The sequence below is a fragment of the Rhizobium beringeri genome, assembly GCF_004306515.1.
Lineage (GTDB): Bacteria > Pseudomonadota > Alphaproteobacteria > Rhizobiales > Rhizobiaceae > Rhizobium > Rhizobium beringeri.
The window spans coordinates 301,949-314,150 of the sequence record NZ_SILG01000003.1; the positions used below are offsets into that span (position 1 = coordinate 301,949).

At 61.1% G+C, this 12,202-nt stretch carries 12 protein-coding genes; 5 read left to right on the forward strand and 7 right to left on the reverse strand.

Going from position 1 to position 12,202, the window contains the following annotated elements:
- Positions 1-42: 42 nt before the first annotated feature.
- On the forward strand, positions 43-2,064 hold the full coding sequence (locus ELH03_RS28925; RefSeq protein WP_130767094.1) for a beta-N-acetylhexosaminidase: 2,022 nt from the start codon (positions 43-45) through the stop codon (positions 2,062-2,064).
- Positions 2,065-2,151: 87 nt separating this feature from the next.
- Here the strand turns inward: ELH03_RS28925 and ELH03_RS28930 are convergent, their stop codons facing one another.
- Positions 2,152-2,625, reverse strand: coding sequence for a winged helix-turn-helix transcriptional regulator (locus ELH03_RS28930; RefSeq protein WP_128404439.1), 474 nt, complete (start codon positions 2,623-2,625; stop codon positions 2,152-2,154).
- 90 nt (positions 2,626-2,715) lie between these two features.
- On the opposite strand from ELH03_RS28930, the gene ELH03_RS28935 reads away from it, so the two are divergent.
- Together ELH03_RS28935 and ELH03_RS28940 are read left to right on the forward strand one after the other, a co-directional pair.
- On the forward strand, positions 2,716-3,531 hold the full coding sequence (locus ELH03_RS28935) for an oxidoreductase (RefSeq protein ID WP_130767095.1): 816 nt from the start codon (positions 2,716-2,718) through the stop codon (positions 3,529-3,531).
- 49 nt (positions 3,532-3,580) lie between these two features.
- Positions 3,581-4,582, forward strand: coding sequence for an NADP-dependent oxidoreductase (locus ELH03_RS28940; protein ID WP_130767096.1), 1,002 nt, complete (start codon positions 3,581-3,583; stop codon positions 4,580-4,582).
- Between the two features lie 104 nt (positions 4,583-4,686).
- Here ELH03_RS28940 and ELH03_RS28945 read toward each other — a convergent pair whose 3' ends face one another.
- Positions 4,687-5,550, reverse strand: a complete 864-nt coding sequence (locus ELH03_RS28945) for a helix-turn-helix domain-containing protein (protein WP_497006781.1) — start codon at positions 5,548-5,550, stop codon at positions 4,687-4,689.
- Between the two features lie 154 nt (positions 5,551-5,704).
- On the opposite strand from ELH03_RS28945, the gene ELH03_RS28950 reads away from it, so the two are divergent.
- Positions 5,705-6,619 (forward strand): DMT family transporter, encoded by a 915-nt coding sequence (locus tag ELH03_RS28950; RefSeq protein WP_128404437.1) that lies wholly within the window; start codon positions 5,705-5,707, stop codon positions 6,617-6,619.
- A 138-nt stretch (positions 6,620-6,757) separates the two neighbouring features.
- On the opposite strand, the gene ELH03_RS28955 is transcribed toward ELH03_RS28950, so the two are convergent.
- The 5 genes from ELH03_RS28955 to ELH03_RS28975 all read right to left on the reverse strand — a co-directional run bounded on the left by ELH03_RS28955 (position 6,758) and on the right by ELH03_RS28975 (position 11,585).
- The gene (locus tag ELH03_RS28955; RefSeq protein ID WP_128412398.1) at positions 6,758-7,960 is read right to left on the reverse strand and encodes an ROK family transcriptional regulator; all 1,203 of its coding nucleotides are present in this window, start codon (positions 7,958-7,960) and stop codon (positions 6,758-6,760) included.
- 185 nt (positions 7,961-8,145) lie between these two features.
- A complete protein-coding gene (locus tag ELH03_RS28960) occupies positions 8,146-9,345 on the reverse strand; it encodes an MFS transporter (RefSeq protein WP_130767097.1) in 1,200 nt (399 codons plus the stop codon).
- 163 nt (positions 9,346-9,508) lie between these two features.
- On the reverse strand, positions 9,509-10,285 hold the full coding sequence (locus tag ELH03_RS28965) for an SDR family oxidoreductase (RefSeq protein ID WP_130767098.1): 777 nt from the start codon (positions 10,283-10,285) through the stop codon (positions 9,509-9,511).
- Between the two features lie 25 nt (positions 10,286-10,310).
- Positions 10,311-11,174 carry a MurR/RpiR family transcriptional regulator gene (locus tag ELH03_RS28970; protein ID WP_130767099.1) on the reverse strand — a complete coding sequence of 288 codons (864 nt, stop codon included), beginning with the start codon at positions 11,172-11,174 and terminating at the stop codon, positions 10,311-10,313.
- A gap of 21 nt (positions 11,175-11,195) precedes the next feature.
- Positions 11,196-11,585 (reverse strand): RidA family protein, encoded by a 390-nt coding sequence (locus tag ELH03_RS28975; RefSeq protein WP_128404465.1) that lies wholly within the window; start codon positions 11,583-11,585, stop codon positions 11,196-11,198.
- A 111-nt stretch (positions 11,586-11,696) separates the two neighbouring features.
- On the opposite strand from ELH03_RS28975, the gene ELH03_RS28980 reads away from it, so the two are divergent.
- The gene (locus ELH03_RS28980) at positions 11,697-12,179 is read left to right on the forward strand and encodes a hypothetical protein (protein ID WP_128404432.1); all 483 of its coding nucleotides are present in this window, start codon (positions 11,697-11,699) and stop codon (positions 12,177-12,179) included.
- The last annotated feature ends 23 nt before the right edge of the window (positions 12,180-12,202 follow it).

Genomic DNA, 12,202 nt, shown 5'->3' on the forward strand with positions numbered 1-12,202 from the left:
CGATCGTCAAAAAGGCCAGATCTTCAAAAGGAAAGAGTGACCATGTCCACATCACGACCGAAAGCCCTGCGGCTTGAAACCCTTTGGAATCCGCCTGCTGATGGTAAGGAGTTTTCCTACGTCCTGCGCCTCAAAAACCTCGGCACCGAGCCGCTTTCGAATTTCTCCCTCTGCGTGAGCGGCCCGGGCCGTGTCGATCCGGCCGGTCGTGTCGAAGGCGCCACGGTTTCGCAGCGGCTCTCGAATTTCACCGAATTCCAGCCGCCGGCCAATTTCGTTCTCGGCGCCGGCGAGACGTGGACGATTTCAGTCTATGCGCTGAGCTGGCAGTTCCGCCACTGGACGGACGGCGCGACGAGCGGCTATCTCGCTCTGGCCGATGGCAGCACGATCGTGCTCACCATAGAGCCGACGCGATCTTCGGTCAGCAACGCGCCCTTGAAGCGTGGCGCCGAGATCTATCCGGTTCCCGTCAATGCGCCTGTTCAGGTGTCGATCATCCCCTGGCCGAACCATGTGACGGTGGCATCGCGCCGGCCGCTGCCGGCCGGTTTTGCGCCGCAGGCGCAAAACGCTGCAGGGGAGGCGGCAGCCCGCGGCTTCGCAGCGCTGGTCGAGCATCTCTTCGCCGTCGAAGGCATCGTGCGGAGCGAGACGGAAGGCGCGGTTCCGGTTGCCCTGAAGGATGCCGCCGGCTTCGGGCAGGAGGCCTATCGGCTGAGCTTCGAGGGTGAGACGATCGCGATCGAGGCAAGCAGCCAGACCGGCTTCCTCTACGGCCTCGTCACACTCGGCCAGATCTGGCGCGGTGCCAGACTGCATCCCGAGGTCTTCCAGTTTCCGGCATCCGGCGAGATCATTGATGAGCCGTCGATGGGCTGGCGCGGCCTGCACCTCGATGTCGCCCGCCAGTTCTACGGTGCGGCCGAGGTCAAGAAGCTGGTGGCGGTGCTTGCCTGGAACAAGCTCAACCGCTTCCACTGGCACCTTTCCGACGACGAAGCATGGCGCGTCGAGATCGACGCCTATCCTGATTTGACCGCGGTCGGTGCCTGGCGCGGCCACGGTCTGGCCGTTCCGCCGCTGCTCGGTTCGAGCCCGGCCCGCACCGGCGGCTATTACACCAAGGCTGCCATCCGCGAGATCGTCGCCCATGCCAAGAGCTTCGGCGTGGAGATCGTGCCGGAGATCGATGTCCCCGGCCATTGCTACGCCATGCTGCAGGCGATACCGGAGCTGCGCGATCCGGCTGAGGTCGGCAGCTATTATTCGGTTCAGGGCTTTCCCGATAATTGCATCAATCCGGCCCGCGAGAAGACCTATGAGATCATCGAGACGATCCTCTTGGAACTCATCGAGCTCTTTCCGTTCAAGACCATCCATCTCGGCGCCGACGAAGTTCCGCTTGGCGCATGGTCCGGCTCGCCGGAAGCGCTCGAGCGCCTGCGCACGGTGGCGGGCGACGAGGTTGCCGATGCGCATGCCAAGCGGCTGAACGTTGTGACCAATACCCATGGTGCCGATGACATCCACGGCTCGGGTGCCGCCATCCTGCAGGCGGAGTTCCTGAACCGTGTCCAGCGCTTCCTTGCGAGCAAGGGCTGCATCACCGGCGGCTGGGAAGAGGCGGCCCATGGCGATGTCATCGACAAATCGAAGAGCTATCTCTGCAGCTGGCGCAATGTCGAGGTCTCGGCCGAACTTGCCGAACGCGGCTACGAAATCGTCGTCTGCCCCGGACAGGTCTACTACCTCGACATGGCGCTCCGGCCTGACTGGGATGAGCCCGGCGCCAGCTGGGCAGGCACCTCGGATGCCGAGAAGCTCTACAATTTCGACCCCATCGGCGGCTGGACGGCGAGCCAGAAACAGAAACTCCTCGGCATCCAGGCCTGCATCTGGTCCGAGCCGATGACGGATCGCGCCGTTTTCGACCGCCTCGTCTTCCCCCGCCTTTCCGCACTTGCCGAAACAGGCTGGACGAAGCCTTCGTCAAAGTCGTGGGAGCGTTTCAGGGCGCTCGCAGGACTGATGCCACTGCTCTACGGGCTGCAGCAGTCGTAGCACTCAGGTTGGGACCGCGGGTTTTGATTTGACGATCACCCTTGCCATCGCCGGAGACAGTGATGGCGGGGGATACTGACATCGCTTTCAAAGGGCGTTGTCAGGTGCCGCTTCATCTGCCGCGGGCTGACATCCAGGGGCGGCGATACGAATAGGACGTGTTCCAATCGGAGCGCCGGTCGCGCGGTCGATGGTGACGGGATCGATCTCCGTACCGGTCTCAGCGTCGAAGAAGCGGGTGACTGCACCGCCGCTGCGGTGCTTGCGGCCCCAGGCGCCGATTGCGAACAGCACCGGCAGAAAGTCGCGGCCGGCTTCCGTCAGCACATATTCGTCGCGCGGCGGACGCTCGGAATAGCGACGCTTTTCCAGCAATCCTTCCTCCGTCAGCGACGACAGCCGCCCCGTCAGCATTGTCGGGACGATGCCGAGGCTTTTGCGAAATTCATCGAAGCGGGTCAGCCCCGCATGGGCGTCGCGCATGATCAGCATGCTCCACGCATCGCCGACGAGCGCCAGGCTGCGGGCGATCAGGCAGGGCTGTTTGGAAAGATTCTTCATGTCGATATCTTTTTAGTAGTGACTTGCTATCGATTTGATAGTAACAGAATGCGCATGGATGTTCCACGACAAAAACGAAGGCAGACGTCAATGAGCAAGAAAGAACGCGGCATTGCCCTGGTCACCGGGGCTTCCTCCGGCATCGGGCTGGTGACGGCGAAGGCGCTGCGGCGCGACGGTTACCGGGTGTTCGGCACCAGCCGAAAGCCGATGGCCGACACTGCCGAGGGCATCACCATGCTGGTCTGCGACGTCATCGACGATCAATCCGTGCAGAGCGTCGTCGACGAGGTTCTGAAACGCACGGGACGGATCGACCTTCTGGTCAACAATGCCGGGATCGGCCTGCTCGGCGGCGCCGAGGAATCGACGACGGCGCAGGCCAAAGCCGTATTCGACGTCAACGTCTTCGGCACGATGCGCATGACCAATGCGGTGCTGCCGGTGATGCGGCGGCAGCGCAGCGGCCGGATCGTCAACCTGAGCTCGATCCTTGGGCTGATCCCGGCGCCCTTCAACGCGCTCTACGCAGCGACCAAACACGCGATCGAAGGGTATTCGGAATCCCTCGATCATGAAGTGCGCACACAGGGCATCCGCGTCGTGCTCGTCGAGCCGGGTGTCACCCGCACCTCCTTCGAGGAGAACATCACGCGCCCCGACCGGCCGCTTGCCGTCTATGATGCGGTGCGCGCCGAGGCGGAAAAGCTGATGCGCGAGATCGTCTCAAAAGGCGATGCGCCCGAGGTGGTCGCCGCAACTGTCATCCGGGCTGCCAATGCGCCATCGCCCAAGCGACGCTACACGGCCGGAAAGGCCGCAGGACAGGTGCGTTTCATCCGCCGCTTCCTGCCCGAGTCCTTCGTCGACAAGAGCCTGCGGAAATTCAACAAACTTCCCGATTGATGCTGGCTTGCCGTATTGTCGGCTCATCGCAAAACGAAAGTTCGCCCTCATGAAAGCATTCCTGATCGATCGCTACAAGAAAGGCGGCGCCCTCAGGCTCGGCCAGAGCCCTGAACCGCAGCTGCGCGAGAATGACGTCATGGTCGAGATCCATGCCGCCAGCGTGAACCCGCTGGATGCCAAGATCCGGGACGGAGAGTTCAAGCTGATCCTGCCTTACCGGCTTCCATTGGTGCTCGGCAATGATGTCGCTGGTGTCGTGGTCCGGGTCGGCGCCAATGTCCGGCAATTCAAACCCGGCGACGCGGTCTATGCGCGCCCCGGCCAGGATCGCATCGGCACCTTCGCCGAGTATATCGCCATCGACGCTGCCGATATCGCCCTGAAACCCGCCAATCTCAGCATGGAAGAGGCCGCATCCATTCCGCTTGTGGCGCTGACCGTATGGCAGGCGCTGGTCGAGCGCGCCAAGCTGCAGAAGGGGCAGAGGGTGCTGATCCATGCGGGCTCCGGCGGCGTCGGCACCATCGCGATCCAGCTTGCCAAACATCTCGGCGCCCATGTGGCGACAACGGCGAGCACAGCAAATATCGATCTGGTGAAAAGCCTCGGCGCCGACGTGGTGGTTGATTACAAGAAGGACAACTTCGAAAAGGTGCTGAAGGGCTATGACGTCGTGCTGAACAGCCTCGGCAAGGATACGCTGGAGAAATCGCTCGCCGTCCTGAAGCCCGGCGGCAAGCTGATCTCGATATCAGGTCCGCCCGATCCCGATTTCGCCAGGGAAAACGGCTTCGGCTGGCTGCTGCAGCAGGTCATGCGCTTCTTGAGCTTCGGCATCCGGCGGAAATCGAAACGTCGGGGGATCGGCTATTCCTTCCTCTTCATGACGGCAAACGGCGCGCAACTCGGCAAGATCACCTCGCTGATCGAGGCAGGCGCCATCCGCCCCGTCATCGACCGGGCCTTCCCGTTCGAGAAGACCAACGAGGCGCTGGACTATGTGGAAACCGGCCGCGTCAAGGGCAAGGTCGTCATCGCGGTGAAGTGAGGTCTGCAAGGCCGAAGAGCCCTCGGTTTAGCCGAGCGGCTTTTGCAGGACGTCGAAGCGCAGATTGGTTGCGGAAAAGACAAGTGCGGTCGAGCGAAGGGGCTTCACTGTCGTTGCCGGTAGGCAGAGGGTGTGGCGCCTGTGCCCAACTTGAATGCCCGTGTCATGTGGCTCTGGCTGCTGAAGCCGCAGGCCGAAGCAATCTGCGCTATCGGGTCCATGCCTGATAACATCGATTTGGCGCGCTCGACACGCCGGTGAGCCACCCAGCCATGTGGGGACACACCATAGCTTGCCCGGAACATCCGCTGAAAATGAAAGGCGCTGAGCTGCCCGATCGCCGCCAGATCCTGCAAGCGGATTGTCTCACCGAGATTGGCCTCGATATACTCCAGACTCCGGCGCCGCACATGAGGAGCGAGCCCGCCGCTGATCGCGCAGGGACGCATCCCTCCAAAACGCGGATCAACGAAGAAATCGTTGATCGTCTGTGCCATGGCTTCTTCAGCCTGCAGATGACTGCCCGCCACGATCGCTTGCGTCATCTGCCGAAGCGTGCGCGCCAAGGCGGGTGCATCTGCGAAGGTCACTTCGGGAAGAGCCATGAGCCGAGCATCGCGGTCAAACGTCTCCGCAAACATCCGGCGGATCTGGTCGTCGGGAACATACAGATGGACGAATTGGGAGAAGTCGGTGATTTCCCATTCGGACGAGTGCTCCTGTGGCATGATGCACAGCACTCCCGGACGGCCGCGAACGGCGGGGCTGCCATCCAGACGACGCGTTCCGGCGCCACCCCTGAGATAAAGGCTGAACGTATGACCGTTCGGCCGCTCATAGCTCATCCGGTCGTGCGCATTGCTCCAGATGGCAGCTGATCGCCCAAACCCCAAATCGATGGACTGTGACATCCGCGCAGTGGGAGATGCGGACAAAAACCTGAAAACCGAGGGGTGACTATATTTCACCAATTCTTCCCCACACCTGACCATGCCGCGCGAACAATACCGGCGGACGACGCGCATGGCGAGCCGGAAGTCCGGGCAAATCGATTTCATAGCAAGAATCTGCAAGAGGCCTGCTCACGGTTCGCCTATTGGTCGGGAAAACGAGGATCACTCCATGGCAAATGCCGCTCTTTTCATCGCGACCGTCCTCATATGGGGGACGACTTGGATCGCCATTGCGATGCAGGTCGGTCCCGTGTCGGTCTTGGTCTCAGTCTTTTACAGATTTGCGGTCGCAGCAGTGATCCTCGTCGCCATCCTGGCGGTCATGCGGCGGCTCAAGCTCCCTGCCTTGCGCGATCAACCTTTCATCCTTGCGCAAGCGCTCTGCCTGTTTAGCCTCAATTTCATCTGTTTCTACAACGCCGCCGCCTCTATCCCGTCCGGGCTAATCTCCGTGATCTTCTCGCTCGCAACGATCTACAATGCCGTCAATGCGCGCCTCTTCTTCGGCGACCGCATTACAGGCCGCACGCTTCTCGCAGCCGCGCTCGGAGCAACCGGCCTTCTCCTGCTTTTCGGACCGGACGTTGTCGTCGATTTCGATATGGGCACGTTGAAAGGGATCGGGCTCGCAGCGCTTGGCACGCTGTTCTTCTCACTGGGCAATATGGCATCGCGTCGAAACAGCGCGGTCGGAATCTCACCGCTGACCGCCAATGCCTGGGGCATGACCTATGGCACGATCATCCTCCTCTTCCTGATTGCCGTGACGCAAACGCCGATCGTGGCGCCGCCCAACATCACCTATCTTGCCGCGCTGCTCTATCTCGCGGCAATCGGATCGGTGATCGGCTTCACCACCTACCTCATGCTGGTGTCCCGCATCGGCTCCTCACGCGCTGCCTATGCCACCGTCCTGTTCCCGATCGTCGCCCTGTCGTTGTCGACGGTCTTCGAGGGCTACCACTGGACCGGCCTAGGCCTGATCGGCCTGGCGCTGACGCTTCTCGGGAACGTGGTCATCTTTGCGCGACCTCTAGCCCGTCGCTCGCCGCAGTCAGATGCGAGGCTGCCGGCAGGCGGTTGAGAGGCCGGCCTCGGCAATCTCCTGGGCCGAGGTATACTAGAGCCTTTCCGTTTGTCTCCGAATCACGGAAATGCTCTATCTCTTTGTTTTCACGCAATTCCGGACGCAAAACCGCTACGCACTTTTGCTGGAATTGCTCTAGCCGAGCGGCTTTTGCAGGACGTCGAAGCGCGGATTGGTTTCGGAAAAGATCGGCAGAGCGGCGGCGCCGAGGATTGCCGTATCCTTGCCGGTCATGCCGATCATCACCCGAGGTACCGTCCGCTTCTGGTTGGGATCGATCGGGGTGTGCAGCGGCTCCAGCCGCTCTGCAAGCCGAAGCATCAGCGATGTCGAGATGCTGCCGCCGAGCACGATGGTCTGCGGATCGAAGGCAAGCTCCAGAAAATCGACGGTCTGCCGTAGCGGCTGGACGGCCTGATCCAGCCAGGCGTCGAGACCTTCGCTGCCCTTGGCGATCAGCGCATCGAGATCGTCGGGCGACAGCTCCTCGGCATTGGCAATGCCCATGAATTCGTAGGCAACCGCCGGCGAGACGTAGCGATCCAGACAGCCGCGCTTGCCACAGCTGCAGAGCTTGCCATGCGGTTCGACGATGATATGCCCGATCTCGCCGGCATTGTTGCGGCTGCCCTTGTAGAGGTGGCCATCGAGGAACATCCCGGCACCGATGCCGCCGCCGCCGGCGAGAAACAGATAGACGAAGCTGCCCAAACCGCGGGCGACACCGTGAAGACGCTCGCCGATCGCTGCTGCCGTCGCATCGTTCTCGACGAGCACCGGCACTTTTACCCGCTGTTCCAGCTCATGCCCGACAGGAAAACCCTGCCAACCGGGCAGGTTTAACGGGCTGAGAGAGGTGGTGCCGCCATCGGCATAGCGGCCGGGCAGGGCCATCCCGACGCCGAGCAGCCTGTTCCGGTCGAATGCGAAGGCCTGCTGAAGATCCTCGACGATGGCTTGGAGCGCCGGCATGGCCCGTTGCGGATCCGGATGTTCGACATGCCGCTCGATGCGCGCGCAGACAGCGCCGGAGAGATCCGTCAGAACGCCGCTTGCGCGCTGGCGGCCAAGTTCGAGGCCTATCGAATAGGCGCCGCGCGGATTGATGGTGTAAGGGATGATCGGCTGGCCGCGCGCCAGCTTCTGCGCCTCTGACGGAACGAGAAGGTGCGATCGCTCCAGTTCCTCGACGATATTGGACACGGTCTGGGCGGTCAGCGCCGTCATCCGGGCGATCGCTGCGCGCGACAAGGGACCATTCGTGCGGACAGCCTCGATGACCACACGCCGGTTGTGAGACTTGGCCTGCTCGAGATTCGTGCCGGAAATCGCCTTCATGTCGCCTTCAAAGAAATGGTGCGTCACCCTTGTCACAAGACGAACACCGATGAAAGCCACATTCTTCGTCACGTCCCTGGACTAAAGCATGTCGCGCAAAAGTGTACAGCGCTTTTGCGACAACGACATGCGTAAGAACAAAGACCTAAAGCGCGACAAGCGAATCTGAAAGATCGTGACGCGCTTTAGTGGGCTTTGCCTCTATGCAGGAGGCCGATGATCGCTATCCCCGCCAATCCGGTGACGGCGCTCAGGATCGCGGTTCCCGGATAGCCTGTCACATAGGTGCCGGCGGCAAAGACCAGCGCGCCGATCCCGGCGCTGGCAAAGATATTGACGGAGATCAGTGCGCTGCCGAGCCCCGGCCGGTCGGCGATCAGATCCTGCAGATAGGTGATCGGAATGCTGATGATCGCCGACGCTCCCATGCCTGCAAGCAAGGTGAGCGCATAGAGGTGCCACGGCTCGGAGGCAAAGCCGAGCAGGCTGAGGAACACGGCATAGATGATGGTACCGGCGGCAAGCGCTGTCATCTGGCCGGCCTTCCGCGCGATCCGCGACCAGACGATGATGAAGACGACTTCCAGCAATGCGACGATGCCGACGAGAATGCCGACGTCGCTCAGCCTGCCATGCGCAGCGCCAGTGGCGATCAATGGCAGAAGGGCGTCGTTGAGATGCAGCGTGCTGGTGATCAGCGCCACCCCGCAAATATGCGCCGAGATGCGCGGCGAAACCACCTGGCGAAGCGCGCCGAGATAGCTGAGATGATGAGCCGCGGCCATCTCCGTTCCCGTCCGCTTCGGCAAGGCGAAGACGATGATCCCCTGGCAGAGCAGGCACGAGATGCTGGCAAAAAGGTAGGCCGGCAGCATGCTCGATGCGCCTGACAGCAGCAGGCCGGTTATCCCTGGGATCAGCACCCAGGACAGCGAGATCATGGCGCGCACGCCCGAGTTGGCCGTCACCATGTCGCTTCGGTTCATGCCGTGCATCGCCGCGCGCGCATTGGCAAACAGCAGCGAGTTCAGCGCCCCGTAGATCGGCAGGGGAAGCAAGCCGCTGATGACGAATATGGCCGCAGTCGGAAACGCGTAGACCATGCCGTAGCCGACGATGCCGAAGAGGCAGGCGCCGATCATCGTCGACCGGTACTCGCCAAGCCGGTCGGCGAGATTGCCGAGCAGAATGCTGATGACGACGTTGACCGCCGCCGAGACGAAACTCAGGAAGGAATAGAGGCCGTCGCTCAAGCCCAATTCGCGGATACCCACGACCGAACGATAGGGTGCGGTCATCGCCCCCGCCATGCCGAAGGTGAAAATGGCGATCATGCTGGCGCGGATCGCCGGATTGCGGAAGACGTCGGGAAAAAGTCGGCTCATGCGGTCATCGATCAGAAGTAAGCCGGCTTCACAACCTGCTCCTCTCGTCTTCCTCTGGAGCAATTCCAGGAAAAGTGCGAAGCGGTTTTTCGTCCGGAATTGCGTAAAAACAAAAAGTTAGAGCGGTTCTGCGGTTCCATGAAAAGTTGAACCGCTCTGAATTTCAGTAATGTTCCGATTGCGAGAAGGTTCGCGCGAGCTCGGCCTGGCCGGCCGTGAGGCCGCAATCGACAGGCAGGCAGACGCCGGTGATCGCTGCGGCCAGGGGACCGGCAAGGAAGGCCACGGCATTGGCAACATCTTTCGGATCGACAACGCGCTGCAGCGGATACCAGCGGCGTGCTTCCTCGAAAACATTCGGATTGGCTGCCGCGCGTGCTTCCCAGGCCTGCGTCTTCACCGTGCCGGGTGCGACGGCGTTGGAGCGGATGCCGAACTTGCCGTATTCCACGGCGACCAATCGGGTGAAATGCAGAAGGCCTGCCTTGGCGACGCTATAGGCCGGGTGCCCGAACACATGCATGCCGTTGACCGAGGCAATGTTGACGACGGAACCCTTCGAGGCGTTCAACATGGGCTCGAATGCACGAAAACATAAGAATGCAGCCTCCAGATTGAGCGCATTGTCCGCCCGCCAGATCTCGGGCGTCGTCTCGTGCAGGCTGGTGGCGCGGGCGGCACCGGCATTGTTGACCAGGGTTCGAACCACACCGACCTCGGCAGCGCGTCTTGCCAACTCCGCGATGCTCGTCTCGCTGGTCACATCGCATCCGACGGCGACGAAACGATTGTCCGGCCCGAGCTTCGACGCCACCGCAGAAGCAGCCGCAGCATCGATGTCGGCGAGAAACACGATGTCGTGGTCATCGGCGAGCCGTGCGGCGATCGCCGCGCCGATATCGCCGGCAGCGCCCGTAACGATGGCTATCGACTGCGTCATTTTCTGTCGCTCCCGTTCATGAACCTCAATCTCCAAGCAATTGCCGGTCGTCGCCGTCGCGGTGAATGACCAGCTGTTGCTTGATGCGCCGAAGCGTGGTCGTCGCCTTTGGCTGAACGGCGTAGGCGACCAGGCTCGACAGGATATCGACCGTCGCGATGTAGGCGATGCGCGTGGAGGTCGGGCGATAGATATTGTTGCCTTCGGGAAGGTCGATCGGCACGACAATTTCGGCAGCCTTGGCAACCGGGCTGGCCGTCTGGGTCAGGGCGATCGTCTTCACCTTGGTCTGGCGGGCAAGCTCGAACGCCCGCACCAGCTCCATATTCCGCCCGGAGAAGGACGAGCCGATCAACACGTCGCCCGGCCGTGCCGCGGCAGCCATCATCAGCTGCATGCTGTGGTCGGAACTTGCCGTGATGCGAAGCCCGAGACGGAAGAGCCGGTTCTGGAGTTCGTCGGCGATCATCGACGAATTGCCGCCCGACCCGAACGCATAGATCATATCGGCCTTGGCGATATGCGAAACGGCGGCTTCGATCGCGGCAAGATCGAGCGACCGGTGCAGGAGAAAGAGCGCGTTCTGGGCCTTGGTAATGATATCCTGGGCGACATCGGCCGGATCGGTGCTTTTCGACTCCGGTTTCAGATAGCGAACGCCGATATGGGCGGTACGGGCGAGTTGCACCTTGAAGTCGGAAAAGCTCTCGCAACCGAGCCGCCGGCAAAAGCGGGTGACGGTCGGCGGCGACACCTCGGCTCGTTCCGCAAGCTCGATGATCGAGGCATTCACGGCAAACTCGAAATCGTTGACAATGATCTCCGCGATGCGGCTCTCGGAGGGAGAGAGCCTGCTCTTGTCTTCCTGCAGCGTTGAAAAGATATCCAAGCCCGTCCCCCCGATGGTTCTCTATTTATCCTTCGTCTTATAGGCCACGCAGTCGATCTCAACCTTGCAATCAACCATCATCGACGATTGCACACAGGCGCGTGCCGGCGGATGTTCGCCGAAATACTCCTGATAGATTTTATTGAAGGTCCAGAAGTCGCGCGGATCATCGAGCCAGACGCCGACGCGCACGACGTCCTCGACGCCGTATCCTGCCTCATCGAGGATCGCCAGGACATTGGCGATTGTCTTATGGGTCTGAGCAATGATGTTGCCGTCGATGATTTCGCCATCTTCCATCGCAACCTGGCCGGAAACATACAGCCATCCGTCGGCTTCGACCGCACGTGCGAAAGGCAATGCCTTGCCGCCGGCGCCCGTTTGAACAGTGCCATAGCGCTTGATGGGCATGCTGAAGTCCTTGCAAATTATTTTCTTGATAAGTTGACAAGTGACCATAGAAAGCAGAATTTGACCAGTGAAAAACACGATTTATGAAAAGAATTTCAATCTGGGGCAGATATGCGCGATCCTTTCAAGAATCCTTTCCCGTCCGACAGCGCCCGGTACGCTATCTGGGAGATGCTCGTTCCGCGCGATATCGATGCCTTTCTGGCCGCCGATTGGTCGATGGTCGAACATGACTTCGTGGAAGAGGGCTTCATCGGTATCGATGGCCAAAAGGAAGTCAGCCCCGACAAGTGGCGCCTCGCATTTCCGACGCTGTCGGCCTATCGCCAGGAATGGCTGAGGCAGGCAGAGGATTTCGCCAAACAGAGTTTCGCGGAAGATACGCGCACGGCGATCTTCACCACGACAACGCTGGAAGATATCGAAATCGAAGGCGACATGGCGCTTGTCCGCAAGAAATTCGACGGCGGCATTTCAAAGCCTGACGGTACCCGAGACGTCATGCAATGGCAGACGCTCTATTATTGCAGGCTTCACCAAGGACGCTGGAAGATCTCAGGTTTCACCGGCTATCTGCCGAACCCGATGGGTTGACGCGGGGCCGACAACACGAAGGC

What these genes read in the sequence shown, in the direction of transcription:
- ELH03_RS28925 (WP_130767094.1), top strand. Translation starts at nt 43, where the DNA reads ATGTCCACATCACGACCGAAAGCCCTGCGGCTTGAAACCCTTTGGAAT.
- ELH03_RS28930 (WP_128404439.1), bottom strand. Translation starts at nt 2,625, where the DNA reads ATGAAGAATCTTTCCAAACAGCCCTGCCTGATCGCCCGCAGCCTGGCG.
- ELH03_RS28935 (WP_130767095.1), top strand. Translation starts at nt 2,716, where the DNA reads ATGAGCAAGAAAGAACGCGGCATTGCCCTGGTCACCGGGGCTTCCTCC.
- ELH03_RS28940 (WP_130767096.1), top strand. Translation starts at nt 3,581, where the DNA reads ATGAAAGCATTCCTGATCGATCGCTACAAGAAAGGCGGCGCCCTCAGG.
- ELH03_RS28950 (WP_128404437.1), top strand. Translation starts at nt 5,705, where the DNA reads ATGGCAAATGCCGCTCTTTTCATCGCGACCGTCCTCATATGGGGGACG.
- ELH03_RS28955 (WP_128412398.1), bottom strand. Translation starts at nt 7,960, where the DNA reads ATGAAGGCGATTTCCGGCACGAATCTCGAGCAGGCCAAGTCTCACAAC.
- ELH03_RS28960 (WP_130767097.1), bottom strand. Translation starts at nt 9,345, where the DNA reads ATGAGCCGACTTTTTCCCGACGTCTTCCGCAATCCGGCGATCCGCGCC.
- ELH03_RS28965 (WP_130767098.1), bottom strand. Translation starts at nt 10,285, where the DNA reads ATGACGCAGTCGATAGCCATCGTTACGGGCGCTGCCGGCGATATCGGC.
- ELH03_RS28975 (WP_128404465.1), bottom strand. Translation starts at nt 11,585, where the DNA reads ATGCCCATCAAGCGCTATGGCACTGTTCAAACGGGCGCCGGCGGCAAG.
- ELH03_RS28980 (WP_128404432.1), top strand. Translation starts at nt 11,697, where the DNA reads ATGCGCGATCCTTTCAAGAATCCTTTCCCGTCCGACAGCGCCCGGTAC.